The sequence below is a fragment of the Undibacterium sp. Di24W genome (assembly GCF_049340325.1).
Lineage (GTDB): Bacteria > Pseudomonadota > Gammaproteobacteria > Burkholderiales > Burkholderiaceae_D > Undibacterium.
The window spans coordinates 75228-96146 of sequence record NZ_JBMPOP010000010.1; the positions used below are offsets into that span (position 1 = coordinate 75228).

General features: G+C 45.3%; 19 protein-coding genes. 10 read left to right on the forward strand and 9 right to left on the reverse strand.

Going from position 1 to position 20919, the window contains the following annotated elements; all coding sequences use genetic code 11:
* The first annotated feature begins 18 nt into the window (after positions 1-18).
* On the forward strand, positions 19-1086 hold the full coding sequence (ruvB, locus tag ACO0KZ_RS18610) for a Holliday junction branch migration DNA helicase RuvB (RefSeq protein ID WP_422997989.1): 1068 nt from the start codon (positions 19-21) through the stop codon (positions 1084-1086).
* A gap of 40 nt (positions 1087-1126) precedes the next feature.
* Here the strand turns inward: ruvB and ACO0KZ_RS18615 are convergent, their stop codons facing one another.
* On the reverse strand, positions 1127-2236 hold the full coding sequence (locus tag ACO0KZ_RS18615; protein ID WP_422997991.1) for a hypothetical protein: 1110 nt from the start codon (positions 2234-2236) through the stop codon (positions 1127-1129).
* Positions 2237-2883: 647 nt separating this feature from the next.
* Here ACO0KZ_RS18615 and alr point away from each other — a divergent pair.
* The 3 genes from alr (at position 2884) to ACO0KZ_RS18630 (ending at position 6994) form a co-directional block, all read left to right on the forward strand.
* Positions 2884-4002 (forward strand): alanine racemase, encoded by a 1119-nt coding sequence (gene alr / locus ACO0KZ_RS18620; RefSeq protein WP_422997993.1) that lies wholly within the window; start codon positions 2884-2886, stop codon positions 4000-4002.
* 47 nt (positions 4003-4049) lie between these two features.
* Positions 4050-5327 carry a D-amino acid dehydrogenase gene (locus ACO0KZ_RS18625; RefSeq protein WP_422997995.1) on the forward strand — a complete coding sequence of 426 codons (1278 nt, stop codon included), beginning with the start codon at positions 4050-4052 and terminating at the stop codon, positions 5325-5327.
* 86 nt (positions 5328-5413) lie between these two features.
* A complete protein-coding gene (locus ACO0KZ_RS18630) occupies positions 5414-6994 on the forward strand; it encodes a sigma-54-dependent transcriptional regulator (protein ID WP_422997997.1) in 1581 nt (526 codons plus the stop codon).
* Position 6995: 1 nt separating this feature from the next.
* Here the strand turns inward: ACO0KZ_RS18630 and ACO0KZ_RS18635 are convergent, their stop codons facing one another.
* The 7 genes from ACO0KZ_RS18635 to ispB form a co-directional block, all read right to left on the reverse strand.
* Complete coding sequence (locus tag ACO0KZ_RS18635; RefSeq protein ID WP_422997999.1) at positions 6996-7190, reverse strand: DNA gyrase inhibitor YacG; 195 nt, start codon at positions 7188-7190, stop codon at positions 6996-6998.
* A 44-nt stretch (positions 7191-7234) separates the two neighbouring features.
* On the reverse strand, positions 7235-7990 hold the full coding sequence (gene zapD, locus ACO0KZ_RS18640) for a cell division protein ZapD (protein WP_422998001.1): 756 nt from the start codon (positions 7988-7990) through the stop codon (positions 7235-7237).
* 143 nt (positions 7991-8133) lie between these two features.
* Entirely contained in the window at positions 8134-8736 is a 603-nt protein-coding gene (gene coaE, locus ACO0KZ_RS18645) for a dephospho-CoA kinase (RefSeq protein ID WP_422998003.1), read from the reverse strand.
* Between the two features lie 13 nt (positions 8737-8749).
* Entirely contained in the window at positions 8750-9613 is an 864-nt protein-coding gene (locus ACO0KZ_RS18650) for a prepilin peptidase (protein ID WP_422998005.1), read from the reverse strand.
* Between the two features lie 2 nt (positions 9614-9615).
* Positions 9616-10851 (reverse strand): type II secretion system F family protein, encoded by a 1236-nt coding sequence (locus ACO0KZ_RS18655; RefSeq protein ID WP_422998007.1) that lies wholly within the window; start codon positions 10849-10851, stop codon positions 9616-9618.
* A 15-nt stretch (positions 10852-10866) separates the two neighbouring features.
* On the reverse strand, positions 10867-12594 hold the full coding sequence (gene pilB, locus ACO0KZ_RS18660) for a type IV-A pilus assembly ATPase PilB (protein WP_422998009.1): 1728 nt from the start codon (positions 12592-12594) through the stop codon (positions 10867-10869).
* Between the two features lie 202 nt (positions 12595-12796).
* Positions 12797-13726, reverse strand: coding sequence for an octaprenyl diphosphate synthase (ispB, locus tag ACO0KZ_RS18665; RefSeq protein WP_422998104.1), 930 nt, complete (start codon positions 13724-13726; stop codon positions 12797-12799).
* A gap of 709 nt (positions 13727-14435) precedes the next feature.
* On the opposite strand from ispB, the gene rplU reads away from it, so the two are divergent.
* The 4 genes from rplU to proB all read left to right on the forward strand — a co-directional run bounded on the left by rplU (position 14436) and on the right by proB (position 17830).
* Complete coding sequence (rplU, locus tag ACO0KZ_RS18670) at positions 14436-14747, forward strand: 50S ribosomal protein L21 (RefSeq protein WP_186892095.1); 312 nt, start codon at positions 14436-14438, stop codon at positions 14745-14747.
* Positions 14748-14798: 51 nt separating this feature from the next.
* The gene (rpmA, locus tag ACO0KZ_RS18675) at positions 14799-15053 is read left to right on the forward strand and encodes a 50S ribosomal protein L27 (RefSeq protein WP_186892094.1); all 255 of its coding nucleotides are present in this window, start codon (positions 14799-14801) and stop codon (positions 15051-15053) included.
* Positions 15054-15416: 363 nt separating this feature from the next.
* Positions 15417-16526 carry an Obg family GTPase CgtA gene (gene cgtA, locus ACO0KZ_RS18680; protein WP_186922155.1) on the forward strand — a complete coding sequence of 370 codons (1110 nt, stop codon included), beginning with the start codon at positions 15417-15419 and terminating at the stop codon, positions 16524-16526.
* 182 nt (positions 16527-16708) lie between these two features.
* Positions 16709-17830 carry a glutamate 5-kinase gene (gene proB, locus ACO0KZ_RS18685; protein WP_422998012.1) on the forward strand — a complete coding sequence of 374 codons (1122 nt, stop codon included), beginning with the start codon at positions 16709-16711 and terminating at the stop codon, positions 17828-17830.
* 76 nt (positions 17831-17906) lie between these two features.
* Here proB and rocF read toward each other — a convergent pair whose 3' ends face one another.
* The gene (gene rocF / locus ACO0KZ_RS18690) at positions 17907-18827 is read right to left on the reverse strand and encodes an arginase (protein ID WP_422998014.1); all 921 of its coding nucleotides are present in this window, start codon (positions 18825-18827) and stop codon (positions 17907-17909) included.
* Positions 18828-19153: 326 nt separating this feature from the next.
* Between rocF and ACO0KZ_RS18695 the strand changes: the two genes are divergently transcribed.
* On the forward strand, positions 19154-19609 hold the full coding sequence (locus ACO0KZ_RS18695; protein WP_315485206.1) for an Lrp/AsnC family transcriptional regulator: 456 nt from the start codon (positions 19154-19156) through the stop codon (positions 19607-19609).
* Positions 19610-19914: 305 nt separating this feature from the next.
* Complete coding sequence (locus ACO0KZ_RS18700) at positions 19915-20487, forward strand: outer membrane beta-barrel protein (protein WP_422998016.1); 573 nt, start codon at positions 19915-19917, stop codon at positions 20485-20487.
* Positions 20488-20919 lie beyond the last annotated feature (432 nt).

Genomic DNA, 20919 nt, shown 5'->3' on the forward strand with positions numbered 1-20919 from the left:
CACGAATAGTGATATTTTATGAGCATACAAACCGACAATCTCTCCACGCAATTCGTAGATACCCGCATTATCGCGGCGACGCCTTCTTCACCCAATGAAGAAGCGATAGAACGAGCCTTACGCCCAAAACAACTTGATGAATATGTTGGTCAGGAAAAGATCCGAGATCAGTTAGAGATCTTTATCGGTGCAGCGCGTCAGCGTAAAGAAGCACTTGATCATACTTTGCTGTTTGGACCACCAGGTCTTGGTAAAACGACGTTAGCGCACATCATTGCGCGTGAGATGGGTGTGAATCTACGTCAAACTTCAGGACCGGTGCTGGAACGCGCTGGTGATTTGGCGGCTTTACTGACAAATCTGGAAGCGAATGATGTTTTATTCATTGATGAGATTCATCGCCTTTCACCCGTGGTAGAAGAGATTTTGTATCCTGCTTTAGAGGACTATCAGATCGATATCATGATCGGCGAAGGACCTGCAGCGCGCTCGGTTAAATTGGATTTGCAGCCGTTTACTCTGGTTGGCGCGACTACTCGCGCTGGGATGCTGACGAATCCTTTGCGTGATCGTTTCGGTATCGTTGCACGTTTGGAATTTTATACTTCTGAAGAACTCAGTCGTATCGTCACTCGTTCGGCATCGCTGCTGCAAGTCCCGATTAAGGATGATGGCGCTTTTGAAATCGCGAAACGTGCGCGTGGTACGCCAAGGATAGCGAATCGTCTTTTGCGCCGGGTGCGTGATTATGTGCAGGTTAAAGGCGATGGTGAAATCACCAAGCCGATGGCTGATGCGGCATTGAAGATGCTAGACGTGGATGCGGTCGGATTTGACTTAATGGATAGGAAATTACTCGAAGCCATCTTGTTTAAATTTGGTGGTGGTCCAGTCGGCTTGGATAATGTCGCTGCGGCGATAGGAGAGGAGCGCGATACGATAGAAGATGTGCTTGAGCCTTATCTGATACAGCAAGGTTATTTACAACGTACACCGCGTGGGCGCATCGCCACTGCTAGCGCCTATGAACATTTCGGCTTGACTGCACCGCGCACTAATCCAAATGGGGATTTGTGGGGAACATAACTTGATAAGGCCTGTGCCTTATCAAGTTAGGGTAAGTTGCTTACTGCACTCGTGTGCATTGGCGCAAGACGCATTTAGCGACGAAATCCTTTTTTGCTTCACAGCTCATTTTATACACTTCCACGCTGCCTATTGGCGAGACCAATCCCGCCCCTTTGGTGCCAACACAACCCGCTTCCTTAGCCATTCTTTCGACTGTGAATGATGATGTGCCAAGTCTAAAAGGAATTGTTTCAATTTTTTCGTAAGTTGGCGCAGAGCTTGATTTTGTTGGTGTTGTAGTGGGTGTCGTAACTGGTGTCATAGTTGGTGTTGTACTTGCCACTACGGGTTCATTCTGTTGCGGCACTGTGTTTTGCATAGGCAAGTCTAGCGACTTTTCCGTCGTAGCCGGTGCAGGACTAACAACCAAACGTTCTGCTGTCGGTTGAACAGGAGATGTTATTGCTTGAGTCCTAGCTATTGTCGATTGAGTCGGCGACGCAGCGGCGGTTGAGAATGCAAACATTTCGTTTTGTAAAGTATCGACGCATGAGTTAGCGGCATTCTTCTGTTCTAGCTTAAGTCGCGCCCCATCATTTGCCATTAACTCGTCGTAAGTGGGTGCATTGGTGTTTGATTCTGGTATGTGTTTACAAAAACCTTCAGCGACGACAGCTTTTGTATTGGCATTAATTAGTCTCGCACGTGCGGTGAAGAAAATTCGATAATGCGTCCAATCGGTGGCGAAATAATTCATACTCCAAAGGAAGGTCTTTACATCGAGGACATATTGGGATGATGGGCTTGCAAGCGCAGCAATCTTGCTAACATCGTCGTCAGTAGCACTAAGTGGGGTGGTGATTCGTTTTACACCTAATCTGTTTTCTAAGGCAGTTGCCAAGTCATTTGACACTATTAATGCCGGATCACCCACCTTATATTTTTCAATAAGTTGATTGCCGTCGCTAATCGCAGCAAAAGCGCCAATCATGCCCAATGCAGCTTTGACTGGTGTCATAGCTGCAAAGTCAGGTTTCGGATAAGTTGTAATGGCGATGGTTTGATCTTTAAGAGCTGCCGCGTTGTTAGCGTCTAAGGCTTGCTTTCGTATTGTTGTGCAACCGGATAAGATCATTAATCCAATAATTAAAGTAAGTAATCGATTCATGTAATGTAGACTTGGTTGACAAAGTTGAAAGATGGCAATCGAATTGATAGTCAATATTTGAATATCTTCAAAAATGAAAATATTACCATCAAAGTAGGCTGGATCAGGCTAAAAACTGGTCGAGGTTTTCGCTTGTGATTTTTACGAGCGCTTTTGTGTGGATTAAGCTACGTTTATTAATTACTAATTGTGTTGGTGATTATCGAACTCAAACATGAACTCCGACTCGAACTTTGTTTTCTATTAATGAATCTCGGCGTTAACGGGATTCTGTTCGTTTAAGGGATGGAAAAACTGATCCAGATAGATGTAACTTCAAATGGTTTCCGGATGTTTACAATCAGAGTCAATTTCAGATTTTGGTGTCGGCATTTTAAGATTGGACATCCGTTTCTATTTTTAAATGTATCGGAATTGATCCAGTGTATTAATTTTGATACGAGTGTTGAATTTGCCGAATATTCATAGAAAGAAATTTGTTTGGTTGAACATATATTCTTTTTATTGTATTTATTTCGATACACCTTATTCTGTTAAAATTCCCTAGGAATTTCTTAAGTCTTTGATTTCATCGCAGAAACATAGCAATAGTCTGCATGGCACGGTGATTGCTAGCAAAGAGCAGGTTTAGTTTGACAGAGGTCATTATGCAACAAGAAGCTGGGCGCGCTGGCGCTCTTCTTACTATCGATTTGAAAGCCTTGCGGGCGAATTATCGATTTTTACAATCTCGCCTTGGTACTGCGCTATGCGGTGCGGCAGTTAAGGCGGACGCCTATGGCTTGGGCGCCATTCCAGTTTCTAAGGCTTTGGTGGCGGAAGGCTGCCGTCATTTGTTCGTAGCACAATTGGAAGAGGCAATTAGCCTGCGTACTCACATTGCACACGATGTGGCGATTTACGTCATGCATGGTTCGCCTGTGGGTTACGAGGCTGAATTTATTGAATATGGCTGTACACCCGTGCTCAATAGTCTGGAGCAGATCAGTGCTTGGCGGATCTTAGCTAAAGAGCGCTCTATCAGTCTGCCAGCTATTATCCAAATCGATACTGGGATGGCTCGTATGGGCTTGTCTCAAGCAGAACTGCGGACTTGGTTGAATGATTTTTCTATCACCGAAGGCATAGATCTGCGTTACGTGATGAGCCATTTAGCCTGTGCCGAAGATCAGCTTGACCCTATGAATCAAATGCAATTGAGTGCCTTTAAAAATTTGTGTACGCAATTGCGCCAGCAGTATCCGGACGCGAAGGCAAGTTTTTCGAATTCTTCGGGTATCTTCCTCGGATCAGAATTTCACTTTGACTTAGCGCGACCTGGTGCTGCCTTATACGGTGTCGCCCCGGTTGCTGGTCAAGAAAGCCCTATGCAATCGGTGGTTCAATTGCAAGGTCGGATTATTCAGACGCGTGAAATCCCTATGGGGGCTTCGGTCGGTTACAGCAAAACTTGGCGTGCGACTCAACCTTCTCGTATTGCTACAGTGTCAGTCGGCTATGCCGATGGTTGGCTGCGCAGTTTAAGTAATTGCGGTGTTGCCCACATCTCAGGTATCGAAGTGCCTATGGTGGGGAATGTTTCTATGGATACGATTACTCTGAATGTTAGTCACGTTGATCCGCAACTTTTGTACCCGGGCGCTTTGGTTGATTTGATCTGTCCAGACAATACCGTCGATCAGGTGGCAAAGCAGGCAGGTACGATAGGCTATGAAATTTTGACCAGCTTAGGGCCGCGCTACCAACGTCACTACGTTGATGTTTAGCAGCCAATCAAACAATTCATCAGATTCACCTTTACAGGAATTAGCACATGAAAATAGTTATCTTGGGAGCTGGCGTTATCGGTACCTCTACTGCCTACTATCTGGCCAAAGCTGGGCATGAAGTCACGGTAATTGAGCGTCAAAGTGGTGCGGCTTTAGAAACTAGTTTTGCGAACGCCGGAGAAGTTTCTCCGGGTTACTCTGCACCGTGGGCAGGACCTGGCGTGCCGATGAAGGCAATTAAGTGGTTGATGATGGAACATAGCCCATTAGCAATCCGTCCGAGCGCCGATCCAGCGATGTGGCGCTGGGTATTTCAGATGTTGATGAATTGCACGACTAAGCGCTACGAAATCAATAAAGGTCGCATGTTGCGCATGGCGCAATATAGCCGTGATGTCTTACAACAATTGCGTGAAGATACCGGCATTGCTTACGATGAGCGCACGCAAGGAACTTTGCAATTATTTCGCAATCAGCAACAACTTGATGGTTCACAAGCCGATATCGACATTCTCAAGCGCTACGGCGTGCCTTATGAAACTTTAAGTGGTGACGAATGTTTGCGGGTAGAGCCGGCATTGAGAAACGTGCGTGAAAAATTTGTCGGTGCTTTGCGCTTGCCAGGTGACGAAACAGGTGACTGTTTTAAATTTACGCAAAATCTGGCAAAGCTGGCAGAAGGTCTGGGCGTGAAATTTGAGTATGGCGTCAGCATAGAACGTGTGATCGCAGAAGGTGATCAAGTGAAGAGCGTACAGACCTCTAAAGGTAGTTTCACCGCTGATAAATTTGTGTTGGCATTAGGCAGCTATTCGCCGATTTTGTTGCGTGAGCTGGGCATCAAAATTCCGGTGTATCCAATCAAAGGTTATTCGATCACCGTCCCGATTACCGACGCGACAGGCGCACCGGAATCGACCGTGATGGACGAAACTTACAAAGTCGCGATCACGCGTTTGGGCGACCGTATCCGTGTTGGCGGTACTGCTGAAATTACAGGTTACGATTTACGCTTGCGTGAATCACGTCGTAAAACTTTGGTGCATTCTGTGACCGATCTGTTCCCACATGGTGGTGATGTTAGCAAAGCGGAATTTTGGACTGGCTTGCGCCCAATGACGCCGGACGGTACACCGATTATTGGCCCAACGCCATATCGCAATTTATTTTTGAATACCGGTCACGGCACTCTGGGATGGACTATGTCCTGTGGTTCTGGTCAATTTCTTGCAGACTTGATTTCTGGTAAAAAGCCAGCCATTTCGACTGAAGGCTTGTATATGGATCGCTATGGCAGTGTGAATCGCCCGATTGCGATTTAAGCTATTAATCCGCAGAGATGGAGAGTACGCGGGGTTAGGTTCTTTTCTTTGTGTACTGTGCGCCTCTGCTGTCAAAAGCCTTTGTTTTGAATCAGAAAGACAACAAGATCATGCGCGTCAATATTCCCTTTGAAGATCGAGTCGGTATTGCTCACGAGATTCTCGCGGTATTGGCGCGTCAGGGCTTGAATGTGCAGGCGGTGGAGGTCGATCCACCGAATATCTATATCGATATTCCTGAGCTAAAACAAAGCATGTTGGCTAGCTTGCAGGCTGATTGTGACCAAGTGGCCGGCGTTGGCACGATAGAAGTTGTTGATATCCTGCCCGGCATGCGGCGCAGTTTGAATCTCGATACCATTATGGCGGTGATGGAAGATCCGGTGTTGGCGATTGATGCTCTAGGACGTATCGTGATCGCCAACGCAGCTGCTGCAGAAGTAGTTCGTTGCAGTGAAAAAGAACTGTGCCAGAAGTCGCTGTATCAGGTGCTGCAAGACAGTACTATCCAGCATGAATTGATCGCCAATGAATTTTGTGCGCCAACGCGCGAAGTGTTATTGAATGGCGAACCCTTCTTAATGGATGTAACGCCCGTATTTGAATCTTTATCGGCGGGTACTGCCAGCGATGGCATGGCGGTTGGTGCTTTGCTTACACTGACTGCACCGAAACGCATTGGCGAGCGCTTGCATGCGATCTCGCGTGCCGAAATTGGTGGCTTTGAAGCCATCATCGGTGACTCGGAGCAAATTCGGGTGCTAAAAAAACGCGCTGCGCGGGTGGCGGTGGTCGATGCTCCTCTGTTGATTACTGGGGAAACCGGAACCGGTAAAGAATTACTAGCGCAAGCCTGCCACGGTGTTAGCTCTCGCACTAACGCACCGTTTCTCGAATTGAATTGCGCTGCCTTGCCCGAAAGTTTAGCTGAGAGTGAATTGTTCGGCTACATGGCGGGCGCATTCACTGGTGCCAATCGTGGCGGCAAGCCTGGCCTGTTTGAGATGGCCGACGGAGGTACAGTATTTTTGGATGAAGTCGGTGAGATGTCCATGTACTTACAAGCTAAGTTATTGCGCTTCTTAAATGACGGTAAGTTCCGCCGTATTGGCGGCGATAAAGAAATTCAAGTCAATGTGCGTATCATCAGTGCAACCCATAGAAATCTGCGAAAAATGGTGCAGGAAGGAAGCTTCCGCGAAGATTTATTTTATCGCTTAAATGTACTGCATCTGGAAATGCCGCCTTTACGTGAGCGTTCAGACGATATTCTGCTGCTGGCTCGTCACTTCATCGAGCGTGCTTGTACGCAGGCGCAAAAGCCGGTCTCGCGATTGAATCCTGCAGCCACTGCCGCGATGCTTAGCAATCGTTGGCCAGGTAACGTGCGGCAATTACAAAATGTGGTATTTAGAGCGATCACGATGTCCGATCAGCGCGTATTGGATGCAGCGGATCTGGATTGGGCGGAAGATTCTATGCAAGGCGAAGCGGTGGTGTTTGAAGAAGCAGAGACTTGGGAGGCGTCTGTCAATCAGTTTGAGACAGCATTACTGACTAAGCTGTATCAGGAGTTCCCATCGAGCCGCAAACTGGCAGCGCGCCTCGATACGTCGCATTCCATGATTGCAGCCAAACTGCGCAAGCACGGAATCCCAAAAAAATAGTCTAATCGTTGGTAGGTCCTAAATCTGGATTCTCAGGATCTTCTGGTAAATTGACCGCAGGGATCGTGTACTTTTCTTCAGCCCAAGCACCCAGATCGATTTGTTTGCAACGTTCTGAGCAAAACGGACGAAAAGCATTTTCGGGAGACCAAACGACTTTCGCCGCGCAAGTGGGGCAGGATACGACAGTTGCCATAATTTAGTGATTTAGAGTTACAAAAGCTCGGAAGTTACAAAAACTCAGAAGTTGCAGAGCGTCAGATCGAAAGGCACATCACTTTCGAACGGTTTTGGTTTCATATCGCCATCTTGCGACATGATACGTATCCATAGCATATATTTATTTGCTGAAATTTCAGGGATAGCACCCAATTCTTGAGGAAGTGTGACGCGCAATAGTTGATACACTTTGCCTTGCAGCATTTGCTGATAACTACCGCTTTGGGCAATCACTTTAGTCGTCCCGCCAGACTCTCGCAATAGTCTCAAAACTACACTAATTGCATCAAATAAAGGCGCGATTGGCGCGAACCATGTCGAAATGTCCGTAAAACGTTTTTCGGCAGGTAGTTTTTTCCATGCGTGATAGCTAGGTAAATCAAACTCACATGCACCGCCAGGAATGATCGTCCTGCCACGAATACTCATGAGCCATTCGTTATCACGGATATTTTGACCAGTTTTGCCGGTACTTGCCATCAGATTGATACTGGCACGCTCGACGTCATTTATGACTTGATCGAGCATATCGGCTTGTACATTCGGATTTGATTTGAAACCAATTAAGGTGTTTTTTTGGCGATCAAGTTCTTGTAATAAATCAGATTTTAAGTCGGCGCGGCCTGCTACTTCTAGCATTTCAAAAATAGTGGCGATCGCAACATGATGTTGCAGTGAATCAGACTGATGTAAGAAAAAAGAAAATTTCTCGTACAGGTCTTCTAACCGCAATAAGGTTCGTATGCGCTCGTTAAAAGGGTACTCATAAACGATCAAAATAAATTCCCTGTAAATTTGGTGCTAATTGGCTGCTATTTGTGCTTGAACTAAGTTAAAAGCAAGCTGTAAATGCGCCCTAAATATTCTTCACGTGATTCTGAACCAAGCGGAGAAAAATTACAAACATTGCGTGCGTATCATTAGGTAGAAATCGCAAAATTCAGATACTTTTTATGAAGTATCTCTACTTCGCTGCGTACTTGCGACAAATCTGCCATGGAATTGATAATATCGTCTGCATGTGCCAGACGCTCATCGCGGCTTGCTTGCGCGCTCAAAATGCTTAAAACTTGCGTTCTTTCAAAGTGGTTACGTTGCATTACCCGAGTAATTTGCGTTTCTTGATCGCAATCTACCACCAGAATGCGTTTCACACGTGCACTCCAGTCGCCAGATTCAATTAACAGCGGCACCACAAAGATAGGATAGACACCGCTAGCCGCTTTTGCTTGAGCCTCACATTGTTCCCGGATCAAAGGGTGCAAGATATTCTCTAACTGTTTTTTTGCTGCTACATCCGAAAACGCCAACTGACGCATTTTGGGTCTGTTCATCGTACCGTCGGCATTGATAAAATCTGCTCCGAAATAGTCAGCAATAATAGGAATTGCGATGCCACCAGTTTGAGTCAATTGATGGGCGATGAGGTCGGTATCAATAATGCTGGCACCCAGATCCGCAAACATGTTAGCGACAGTTGTTTTGCCACTGCCGATACCGCCCGTTAGTCCTATATTGAACATACCACTATGCATCTCAGTTGATCATGCCTAGGTATTGATTTGTCAGAGTTTTCCCCCAGACCAAGGCGACTACCCCAGCGATGGCCAGATAAGGACCAAATGGAATGGGTTTGCCTTTACCTAATTTCCCAAGAACTATCATTGAAATGCCGATGATTGCACCAACAGCAGAAGATAACAGTATGATCAAGGGCAGCATACTCCAGCCCAACCATGCTCCCAGTGCTGCAAGTAGCTTAAAGTCACCGAAACCCATACCTTCTTTTCCAGTGGCAAGTTTAAACAGCCAATACACTGACCATAATGACAAATATCCGGCTGCTGCGCCTATGACGGCGTTTTCGAGCGAAGTAAATGTGCTGAAAATATTTAATAGCAAACCACCCCAAAGTAAGGGTAAGGTAAGGTCATCGGGGAGTAATTGGGTATCGGCATCAATAAAAGTCATCGCGACTAAGAACCATACAAACACCATTGCGCCCAAACCTGGGAGACCGCTGCCAAAATGCCAAATCATGAATGCGGAAAGTAGTCCCGTGATTGCCTCAATCATGGGATAACGTTTTGAGATGTGCGCTTTGCAAGAGGTGCATTTGCCGCCAATGATCAGATAACTGAATACAGGAATATTTTCCAGCGCCGTGATCTGGTGTCCGCAACTCGGGCAAGCTGAGCGTGGCAACATTAAGTTGTAGTGTTCGGGATGCGGTAATTCTTTGCCCGATTCCTGAGCGACATAATTATCCGATTCTCTTTGCATCATTTTCGGGAGGCGGTAGATCACAACATTCAGAAAACTACCAATTAGCATTCCCAGAATGCCGAGGATAATTGTACTGATAAGCGTTTCCGGCTCCGCGAAAAAAATTAACTCCATCACTACACCACTGAACCAAGTTTGAAAATTGGCAAGTACATCGCAACAACCAGACCACCAATAATGACACCCAAAATCACCATAATTATCGGTTCCATCAAGCTAGACAATGATGCGACGGCTTCATCTACTTCATCCTCGTAAAAATCTGCAACTTTGCCTAACATCGCATCAAGTGCACCGGATTCTTCGCCAATTGCAACCATTTGCGTCACCATAGATGGAAATACATTGGCGTTCTGCATTGCGACAGTCAGGCTGGTACCAGTAGTTACTTCGGTCTGAATTTTGATGGTGGCATCTAGATAGACGGCATTGCCTGAGGCACCGCCCACTGAATCGAGAGCTTCAACCAAAGGTACGCCAGCAGCAAACATAGTTGCCAAGGTCCGTGTCCATCGTGCCATAGTTGCTTTTCGTATAACATCACCAAAAATTGGTGCTTGCAATAAGGCTCTATCCATAATTTGTTGCATTCTGAGCGAACGCTGCCAAGTTTGGAGAAAGAAATAAATCGCGCCGCCAATCCCACCAAAAATCAAATACCAATTTTTAACAAAAAATTCGGAAATCGACATCACCACTAGTGTTGGCATTGGCAGATCTGCACCAAAACTAGTAAACACTTCTTTAAACGCAGGTACGACCCAAATCATAATAACTGCGGTAACAATAAAAGCTATCGATAAAATCGCAATTGGATAGGTAAGCGCCGACTTAATTTTGGCTTTGATAGCCAAGGTCTTTTCTTTATAAATAGCAAGTCTGGTTAATAGATCCTCCAAAATACCAGCTTGCTCACCAGCACCCACTAAGTTACAAAACAATGGATCAAAGTATAAGGGATATTTTCTAAAGGCCTGATTTAAGCTCGTACCGGTCTCGATATCTCCACGGATATCGAGCAATAGTTTGGAGACTGATGGATTGGCGTGACCTTTGCCCACGATGTCAAATGACTGCAGAAGTGGAACACCTGCTTTCATCATCGTTGCTAATTGTCTTGTAAACAAAGTGATGTCTTTGTCCGTAATTTTTTTGCCAGAGCTATAACTCTTCTTTTTGATTTTAACAACAACAATACCTTGACGGCGTATTGTGGCGGCGACGATGGTTTCTCCGCCAGCACGAATTTCTCCTGTTACCTTTTTACCTTGGCGGTCTTTACCCTCCCAAGAATATAAAAATTCTTTGACTTGGGCTGGTTTTGCCGGTTTGCTTTTTGACGTCGTTGCCATACAGTTTCCTATACCTTATTCATTCGTGCAGCCAAGAACTTCCTCTAGGCTAGTTAAGCCCTGACGTACTTTTTGGAGCCCCGAGCGCCGCAAGCCTTTTACACCTTCAGATTCGGACTGCTTACGAATTTCTAGAGATGTTCCATTGGCCAGAATGATTTTTTCAATGGCTTCGGTGATAGGCATGATTTGGTAGATACCGACTCGTCCTTTATAGCCGGAGCCATTGCATCGCTCGCAACCTACTGGCCCATTCGGTTTCCAGGTCCCGTCGAGTTCTTCGTCTAAAAAACCAGCAGCCAGTAAAACTTCATCTAGAATTTCAACAGGTTTTTTACAAGTGCAGAGACGGCGAGTTAGACGTTGCGCAGTAATTAGAATCACAGATGAAGCAATATTGAACGGTGCGACACCCATGTTCATCAGTCGAGTTAAGGTAGACGGTGCATCATTGGTATGCAGTGTTGAGAACACCATATGACCAGTTTGCGCTGCTTTAATCGCAATATCCGCTGTTTCCAAATCACGAATCTCACCCACCATGATGATGTCAGGATCTTGACGAAGAAAAGACTTTAAGGCGACGGGGAAAGTTAGCCCTGCTCTGTCATTGATATTGACTTGGTTGACGCCGGGTAAGTTAATTTCAGCAGGATCTTCCGCTGTAGAGATATTAATTCCAGGTTTATTAATTACGTTCAGACAGGTATATAGCGACACCGTTTTGCCTGAGCCTGTTGGACCGGTGACCAAAACCATGCCATACGGACGCTGAATTGCGTCCATCAAAATCTCTTTTTGATCAGGATCATAGCCAAGCGCATCAATACCCATTTGCGCCTGTGATCCATCCAAAATACGCATAACAATTTTTTCGCCAAACAGCGTAGGCAAGGTGCTGACGCGGAAATCGATGGCTTTATTTGCTGATAGTACCAATTTCATACGGCCATCTTGCGGCACGCGTTTTTCTGAAATATCGAGTTTTGAGATAACTTTGATGCGAGAAACCAATTTGTCTTTGATAGCCAGTGGCGGCTGCGCAATTTCTCGTAGCTCACCGTCAACACGGAAGCGAATCCGGTAAAACTTTTCGAAAGGTTCGAAATGCAAATCCGATGCTCCCAAATTAATGGCGTCAATCAGCATTTTTTGCAGAAATTTGACAATAGGTGCGTCATCAACTTCCGACGCTTGCGTATCGGCTACACCTGAATTTAAATCCTCTTCTTTGAATTCAAGTTCAAAGTCATCGCCAGCCAGATCGGTAATTGTTTGATCTGAAGACTTCGTTAGCTTGTCAATTAGCTTTGTTAAGGCATCGTGTTGAACAATGACAATGTCGACGCTGAGTCCTGTTTGGAATTTAATCTGATCAATCGCAACAGTGTTAGTTGGATCAGAAATCGCCACAGACACTTTATTTGCTTTTTTAGATAAAGCGATAACCTTCTGCGATTGCATCATTTTGGTATCAATGACCTTGGCAGGTAGCATTGACTCATCAAATACTGTCAAATCTATTTGCGGATAGCCAAAAGTTTCTGAGCAGAAAGTTGCAAGATCCCGTGCATTAACCGTACCGCTTTGAATTAATGCATCTAGAAATGTGCTTTTATCTATTTGATTTTTCTTTTGGATCGCGTCAATTTGTGCTGGCGATACCAAATTTGCTTGTGCTAAAGCACGGGCTAAGCCTGAGGCGGGAAGACTGGGTGCTGAATTTGGTGGAACAGCTGACATAGTTTTCTATCGGAAATTAGTTAGGCCATTGGATGCTTTGTGATAATGCAACTAAGTGAGGCTTTTGTAAATAGGCATCTTACTTGTAGGACACAGACCGTGGTATTGAAAACCATCAATATGCTGGATTTTGCTTAATTGACTAATTTCAGAGCAAAGTTAGTACTCAGCGAAAGTCGAAGGTGCAGTGAATGCCTCGGGATCAATGATTACGATTAACTGCCAGAAAAGCTAAGTCTATTAACGCTTGTTTATAAACAGAATCCGGTAGGTCATGTATTACTTGGGCCGCGCGGGCTGCTGCTTTGTCAGCTTCTCCCTTGGTGTAGGCGAGTGCGCCAGATTGTGTAATAGCAGTCAATATCGCGTCAAATTTTGACTCGTCGCCTTCTTCTATGCAGGCTTTTACCAGTGCTTTTTCCTCACTACTACCATTTTTCATTAGATAAATTAAAGGCAAAGTCGGTTTCCCTTCACGTAGATCATCACCGACGTTTTTTCCTATCTCTTCCGCGACACCAGAGTAGTCAAGTACATCATCAATCAACTGGAATGCTGTGCCCAAAGAACGACCATATTCACCAGCTGCGACGATTTGCGTAGGATTTGCGCCACTGATTAAGGCACCAATTTCCGCTGCAGCTTCGAATAATTTAGCTGTTTTGCAGCGAATCACCTCGAGGTAGCGTTCTTCTGTTACATCGGGATCATGCATGTTCAGTAACTGTAAAACCTCACCCTCGGCAATGACATTGGTTGCATCTGCTAGGATTTGCATAATCTGCATGCTATTGATCGACACCATCATCTGAAATGCGCGTGAATATAAGAAGTCACCGACCAACACCGACGCTGCATTGCCAAATAAGGCATTGGCGGTCTGGCGCCCACGCCGCATAGAGGATTCATCGACTACGTCATCATGCAGCAGGGTTGCGGTATGTATGAACTCGACGATAGCTGCCAAGTCATAATGATACTGACCTTGATAGCCGTAAGCATTTGCCATCAGTAGAACCAATACAGGCCGAATACGTTTGCCACCTGCATTAATTATGTATTCTGAAATTTGGCTGACGAGCGCTACATCCGAATGCAATTGTTGGCGTATAACCAGATTGACCGCATCCATTTCCGGGGCGATTAATTGATTGATGGTGTTTTGGTTAGGCGTGGCAGACAAGGGGATATCCTGCAAAGAGCTAATTAAAATGTGGCGTGATTATACGATACCAGCGCGATGCCTACGCATAGCCACACAAAAACTACATTTGTGGCTTTAACTTTTGTTAGGCTTTTCTATGATTTTTTTAATTCAACGCACGCTATCAAAAAAACTCATTGCTTCTTGGCTGGATTGCTGAAAAATCGTCTATTTCAACTTAGTAACATTTTCATAGAGATTGACCGTGACGCGCCTCAATTGGTTTTCTTTGTTGTCAATGCTGATTTGGCTGGGCAATTGGGGTCAGGCGGACTTGATTCCAGTGTCTCGGGCACTTGCAAAAAATTAAACAATTCGACGCGTGCCCTGTTTTTTGGGATTGGCGACTGACTGAACCTCAATGACGCAGCGGTCGAATTTGCTTCAATACCTAGCAATTGCGTGGGGAAACGGTGAAGTGAAGGCTCAAACTAGAGCTGAATTAAAGTTTTTACCATAGTCTATTGTTTTCTAAGCATGAATAGCAGTGGGGCTGCTGAAAAATTACGCAAAAGTCTTTGACCGCCTCCAGTTAGCTATGTATAATCCGCAGTTCCCTTGATTTTTTGTTGATGATGTCAGTCACTGTCAATAAGAGCGCTCGGGAATCCCTATTATTTATTTGATGAGGTTTCACATGTACGCGGTCATAAAAACCGGTGGCAAACAATATAAAGTTGTCGCTGGTGAAAAACTTAAAGTAGAACAGATACCTGCAGACATTGGCTCCGAATTCACTATCGATCAAGTACTCGCTATGGGTGCTGGAGAAACCATTAAATTTGGTACTCCGTTGGTCGCAGGTGCAACGGTGCTAGTTAAGGTAATCGACCAAGGTCGTCACGATAAAGTACGTATTTTCAAAATGCGTCGTCGTAAGCATTACCAAAAGCGCCAAGGTCATCGCCAAAACTATACTGAACTGCAAATCGTTTCGATCAACGGTTAAGTCCGTTGAACTACGTAAGCAATTTCACCAGAATATTCAAGGAGCTATTAAATGGCACATAAAAAAGGCGGCGGCACCACGCGCAACGGCCGTGACTCAGAGTCAAAACGCTTAGGCGTTAAAGTTTACGGCGGCCAAGCTATCAATGCTGGCGGTATCATCGTTCGTCAACGCGGTACTAAAGTACACGCAGGCGAAGGCGTTGGTATGGGTAAAGATCACACTTTGTACGCTCTGGTAACAGGCAAAGTACAATTTGCTATCAAAGGCGCGTTGAAGCGTCAAACAGTAATGGTTGTTGCTTAATTCATTAAGCTGACAATTTGCTGAACAAAAAGGCTCTGCCATAGGTAGAGCCTTTTTGGTTTTCAGAGGATTTAGAAGTAAGCATTACAAGCAATTGCTAAAAAATGGTGTTAATTAGTTGCCTTGTGAAAAATGATGATCGTAGCGATCGTCCAGCTTAATTGCCTTAGCCAATTAGCATACTTTGTCTTAGAACATTGTCTATTGCTGCTAGTGAAATAAAACAGCACAATAGCCTGTTCAGACTCTCAATTCGTAATCACCCAGTGTTCAGTTTTCAAGCGCGTCTAGATCGCACCAGATGCCACCAAAAAGAAAGACTGGGAATCAAGGCTGAAGAGCCCTTTCGTTTAGGCGGCAAACATGAAATTTATTGACGAAGCAAGAATCGAAGTCATCGCAGGTGACGGCGGCAACGGTGTCGCATCCTTTTGTCGTGAGAAATTCCGTCCGTTCGGTGGTCCGGATGGCGGTGATGGCGGCAAAGGCGGTAGTATCTACGCAGTCGGCGACCGTAACATTAATACCTTAGTCGATTTCCGCTATTCCAAATTACACAAAGCCAAAGACGGTGAAAACGGTCGTGGCGCAGATTGTTACGGCAAAGGTGCAGACGATATCCGTTTGCGCATGCCAGTCGGCACTTTAATTATGGACAGAGATACCGATGAAGTTATCGCCGATATCACTGAACATGGTCAAGAAGTTTTGTTAGCGCGCGGCGGTGAGGGTGGTTGGGGCAATATCCACTTTAAATCATCGACCAATCGTGCGCCACGTCAACGCAGCGATGGCAAAGAAGGCGAACGCCGCGAACTCAAACTTGAATTAAAAGTACTGGCAGACGTTGGTTTGTTGGGCTTACCAAATGCGGGTAAATCGACCTTCATTACGGCTGTTTCCAATGCGCGTCCAAAGATCGCCGATTATCCATTTACGACATTGCATCCAAATTTAGGTATGGTTCGCGTTAGTCACGAAAAGAGTTTCGTGATCGCCGATATTCCAGGTTTGATCGAAGGCGCAGCGGATGGTATTGGCCTCGGCGTGCAATTTCTCAAGCATTTACAGCGCACAGGTTTGCTCTTGCACATCGTCGACTTAGCACCGTTCGACGACGACGTCGATCCAGTTAAAGATGCGAAAGCTTTGATTAAAGAGTTAGCGAAATACGATGAATCGCTGGCAGAAAAACCGCGCTGGTTAGTCTTGAATAAGCTCGATGTCCTAAATGCGGAAGATCGCAAAAAACGCGTTAAGGATTTTGTGAAGCGCTTCGGCTGGAAGGGCCCAGTATTCGAAATCTCGGCTTTGAATCACGAAGGTTGCCAAGCCTTGGTCAACGATATCTATGCGCATTTAGCTGAGAAACGTCAAGCAGAACAGCGCTCACAAGAGACCCAAATGAAAGAAGAAGCACAGGGAATTTTGTCAATTGATCCGGATGATCCACGTTTTAAAGTTATTGATTAACTTCTTAGCTATCTAATCGATTTTCGATGCAAAAAGAGCCGACTTGTTCGGCTCTTTTTACGTTTACTTCCCATAGTTTGTGAATTGAATTCAAAACAAAATTCCGAGAATTAATGCGTATTCAGAATAATGTATAATTTGGTTCATCTAATTCCGAATGAAAATGCGATATCTTATCCCTCATGCAATCCCTAATCCAAAACGCTAAACGCCTGATTATTAAAGTCGGTTCCTCTCTGGTCACCAACGAAGGCCGTGGTCTTGACCGTGTCGCTATCGCCAACTGGGCGCAACAGATTGCAGCGATAAGAGCGATGGGTAAAGAAGTCGTGCTTGTCAGTTCTGGCGCAATTGCCGAAGGTCGGCAGCGTTTAGGTTTCGAGACGCGACCAACTGGCGTGCATGAATTGCAGGCTTGTGCGGCGGTGGGGCAAATGGGTTTGGCCCAGATTTATGAGACTAGCTTTCGCGCGCATGATTTGGGGACTGCGCAGATTTTATTGACGCATGCCGATCTGGCGGATCGTGAGCGTTACTTGAATGCGCGTTCCACATTGTTGACCTTGCTTGGTTTCGGCATCGTGCCGGTAATTAATGAGAATGACACGGTGGTGACGGATGAAATCAAGTTTGGTGACAATGATACTTTAGGCGCCTTGGTGGCGAATCTGGTGGAAGCCGATGCCCTGATTATTTTGACTGATCAACAAGGTTTATACACTGCCGATCCACGCAAAAATCCCGATGCGCAATTTGTTCACGAAGCACGGGCTGGTGATGTGGCTTTGGAGGCGATGGCAGGTGGTGTCGGTTCTAGTCTAGGGAGCGGTGGTATGTTGACCAAGATTCTTGCGGCAAAACGCGCTGCACGTTCTGGTGCGCATACCGTGATTGCCTGGGGGCGTGAAGATAATGTGTTGGTTCGTCTGGCGAACGGTGAGGCAATAGGTACGCAATTGAGTTCTGACATGGCACCACTGGCCGCACGCAAGCAATGGATGATGGATCATTTGCAGACTTCGGGACAATTGGTATTGGATGCGGGTGCAGTGATTAAACTATGTGACGAAGGTAAGTCTTTGCTGGCAATCGGCGTGTCTGATGTACGAGGTGAATTTGGTCGTGGTGCCGTGGTCAGTTGCGTCGATGAGAGTGGTCGAACCATCGCGAAGGGATTGAGTAACTATAGCAGTGGCGATGCGCGTCGTATTATGCGTAAGGCATCTTCTGAGATTGTGAGTATTTTGGGATTTGTAGAAGAGCCAGAATTAATCCATAGAGATAATCTGGTGTTGGTGGCTTAGGTACCGAGTGGGAATAGACAAAAAAAGCCCGCAATGTTTGAACGTTCTGCGGGCTTTCCTTTTTTCTGACGACGGCTTATTTATCCGCCATCCGTACCAAAGTCGATTTGCCAAACAAACTTTCAATTAAATCCACCGCCAAAATCGCAGTTTGATTGCGTAAATCCAAAGCAGGGTTAAGTTCGACAACGTCGAGTGAACGCAATAAACCCGTATCCGCAATCATTTCCATGCACAACTGCGCTTCGCGATAAGTCGGGCCGCCCAGGACAGCGGTTCCAACACCTGGTGCGATATCCGGATCAAGGCAATCGAGATCGAAGCTGACGTGGATATGGGTATTTTCATCAACGCCTTCGAGTGCCTTCAACATTACCGCACGCATACCATGTTCATCAATATAACGCATGTCAAATACAGGAATACCCATGTCGTGGATAAACTGACGTTCGCCATCATCGACACTGCGAATGCCGATTTGACGGATTTCATTTGGCTGCATCGCAGGTGTATAGCCACCGTAGGCGATTAACTGTTCTGGCCCATGACCCATCAGGCACGCAACTGGCATGCCGTGAATATTGCCAGTTGGACTGATAGTCGACAAATTACTGTCGGCATGAGCATCGAACCACAGAACGCGTAACTTTTTGCCGGTGTCTTTGCAGTGTTTTGCCACCGCGCTAATGGAGCCGATCGCCAAGCAGTGATCTCCACCCAACATCATAGGTAGATGACCTTGCTTTAATGCGCTGCTAACTTCGTCATAAACTGCTTGATTCCAGTCTATGGCCTCGTTCAGATGGCGCAAGCCATTGACTGGCGCTTGCCAGGGATTGGCGGGGCCCTGCAAATTGCCATGGTCAATCACCGTCAAGTCACGCGCTTCTAGTGCCTGCGTTAAGCCTGCCACTCGCATCGCGTCAGGACCCATGCCCGCACCTTTGACACTTGCACCAACATCGGTCGGTGCACCAATTAAGGAGATAGTTTTCATTGTCTCTTCTTTGCTTTCAAAAAACGTTCAGACTTTAGTCATTCTCGCAGCAATCTTGCGTGTGCGGGCGTAATGGTACTGGCTTAATCACTGATTGGGACTGGTTTTTATGCCTTTTTATGAACAAATGGAGCTACTACTCGCATTCGTATTCATATTTGCGTTCATCAGGTGGAGGAATTATATGCCTACATGCGATAATTTGATTTCGTAATTATTAGGTATAATCGACTAAGTAGAAATTAAATTTCATTTTGATCTTATTTTGGGAATTTAGTTCTTGTTTTTTTGATTTTATGCGGAATTTATGGGAAGGTGGGTGATGCATGGATAACTACGATTTGAATATTTTGCGCCATTTGCAAGACGATGGGCGTATTAGCAATCTACAATTGGCAGAGAAAATACATTTGTCTCCTCCTCAAACCTTGCGTCGGGTGCGGGCGCTAGAAGAGGCAAATGTGATTCGTTCTTATACGGCACAAGTTGCCCCTGAGGCCATCGGCTTAGGCGTAATGGCCTTCGTTAGTTTGTCGCTAGACAGAGAGCAAAATCGCAATGCACGTGAAATTGAAAGACACTTAAAAGCCTTCCCCGACATTATTGAGTGCCATACCATTTCGGGTGATTTTGATTATTTGTTGAAAGTCGTGGCAAATGATTTGAAGAGTTTGTCGCAGTTCTTGACAGATAAATTGATGCAAGTGCCTGGCGTAGGTAATTTAAGATCAATGATTTGTATGGAAGAGATTAAGCCAGTTAGTAGTTTGCCTATACGTTAATTTGCCAGTAAGAAGGCGTACATTTGGTTTGCTTTGGGATGTACTAGGATGGTAGTCATGTCGCTGACATCCAAGAATGCAAGAAAAACACAACGAAATGCAAATAATTCCTGCGCATGCTAGTTCTCTGCAGGTAGAATGCCAAATTGGTACGAAACCATGAAAATTGCTTATGCACTGATCTTGATTTCGTTAGATGTACGGCTCGTTATTGGTTTGATTAATAGCCTTTTAATGATTCAATTGATGGCGCAATTAATGATCCAATGCAGGCTTTTTAAAATCTCATCTTAAGGTGATTCTTCATGTTAAAGAAAAATATTCTGGTTGCAGCCATCGTTTTGGGTAGCGCATTTGCGAGCGCGCATGCGGCTGCACAAACGACTTATTTTGGTGGCTCCGTTGGCCGTGCAAAATGGAATTTTGATTGCGTTGGCTCCACTAGTTGTCATACAGCCGCAGGTACTTGGAAGTTATATGGTGGCTATGACTTCACACCTAATTTTGGTGTTGAGGGTAGTTATGTATATTTAAATGAAGTTGGTGCCAGTGATTCTACATTGAAGGCAACTTTCAATGGTCGTGGTGCAGATATCGCAGGTTTTGTTAAAACGACGCCAGTCAACAACTTTGTTGGTTTTGCGAAATTGGGTATTGCATTTATGAAGGGCGAGATTGTTGCTAGCGCTGCGGGTTTCTCTGGTTCTGAAACGCATTACTCTGGCCAGCCTTTGATTGGTCTAGGTGTTCAGTACCAAATCGATAAAAAAGTGTCTGTGCGTGCAGAAGTTGATAATCGTAAAGTTAAAATTTCAGGCTTTAGGGATACAACTTTTGGTGTAACCAGCTTCACCGTAGGCGTCCAATCAGAATTTTAAGATCGTTAATTTGCTCATAGGCTAGTCGGATTTGAAGCCTTTTTTAGTTGAGCATTTCACGATAAGAAAGCAGTCGCATTTTGCGGCTGCTTTTTTTTTGCTCGATTGAATACCGACCATTTCCGTTGAGTCGTTCTCAGATGCCTTTTTCTTTGCCGCTGAAAAATGTTTTGTGCAACGCTAGGAATGTCGATTTATTGGATATCTTGGTAGGCCAAAGCATATATTTGGATTGACCAAATTGGTATTTTTGGTGAACCAAAAAATGATTTTGGTAAGGCCAATTGTTGTTTTTTTGGGAGATCTATAAATTTTTTTGCAGCACCCGTTAGTTGATTTCAAACGATTTAAATTTCTTTCTCTTTGGAAATTAAATGTCACAAATTATGCTGTTTAAGCGAAATTAATTGTATTTTCGAAGATTTTGTCGAT

Excerpts from the sequence above, each read along its gene's own strand:
- ACO0KZ_RS18655 (WP_422998007.1), bottom strand. The coding sequence starts at position 10,851 with ATGGCAACGACGTCAAAAAGCAAACCGGCAAAACCAGCCCAAGTCAAA.
- cgtA (WP_186922155.1), top strand. The coding sequence starts at position 15,417 with ATGAAATTTATTGACGAAGCAAGAATCGAAGTCATCGCAGGTGACGGC.
- rplU (WP_186892095.1), top strand. The coding sequence starts at position 14,436 with ATGTACGCGGTCATAAAAACCGGTGGCAAACAATATAAAGTTGTCGCT.
- ACO0KZ_RS18635 (WP_422997999.1), bottom strand. The coding sequence starts at position 7,190 with ATGGCAACTGTCGTATCCTGCCCCACTTGCGCGGCGAAAGTCGTTTGG.
- rpmA (WP_186892094.1), top strand. The coding sequence starts at position 14,799 with ATGGCACATAAAAAAGGCGGCGGCACCACGCGCAACGGCCGTGACTCA.
- pilB (WP_422998009.1), bottom strand. The coding sequence starts at position 12,594 with ATGTCAGCTGTTCCACCAAATTCAGCACCCAGTCTTCCCGCCTCAGGC.
- ACO0KZ_RS18615 (WP_422997991.1), bottom strand. The coding sequence starts at position 2,236 with ATGAATCGATTACTTACTTTAATTATTGGATTAATGATCTTATCCGGT.
- alr (WP_422997993.1), top strand. The coding sequence starts at position 2,884 with ATGCAACAAGAAGCTGGGCGCGCTGGCGCTCTTCTTACTATCGATTTG.
- ACO0KZ_RS18625 (WP_422997995.1), top strand. The coding sequence starts at position 4,050 with ATGAAAATAGTTATCTTGGGAGCTGGCGTTATCGGTACCTCTACTGCC.
- ACO0KZ_RS18695 (WP_315485206.1), top strand. The coding sequence starts at position 19,154 with ATGGATAACTACGATTTGAATATTTTGCGCCATTTGCAAGACGATGGG.
- proB (WP_422998012.1), top strand. The coding sequence starts at position 16,709 with ATGCAATCCCTAATCCAAAACGCTAAACGCCTGATTATTAAAGTCGGT.
- ACO0KZ_RS18700 (WP_422998016.1), top strand. The coding sequence starts at position 19,915 with ATGTTAAAGAAAAATATTCTGGTTGCAGCCATCGTTTTGGGTAGCGCA.
- coaE (WP_422998003.1), bottom strand. The coding sequence starts at position 8,736 with ATGTTCAATATAGGACTAACGGGCGGTATCGGCAGTGGCAAAACAACT.
- rocF (WP_422998014.1), bottom strand. The coding sequence starts at position 18,827 with ATGAAAACTATCTCCTTAATTGGTGCACCGACCGATGTTGGTGCAAGT.
- ispB (WP_422998104.1), bottom strand. The coding sequence starts at position 13,726 with ATGGATGCGGTCAATCTGGTTATACGCCAACAATTGCATTCGGATGTA.
- ruvB (WP_422997989.1), top strand. The coding sequence starts at position 19 with ATGAGCATACAAACCGACAATCTCTCCACGCAATTCGTAGATACCCGC.
- ACO0KZ_RS18650 (WP_422998005.1), bottom strand. The coding sequence starts at position 9,613 with ATGGAGTTAATTTTTTTCGCGGAGCCGGAAACGCTTATCAGTACAATT.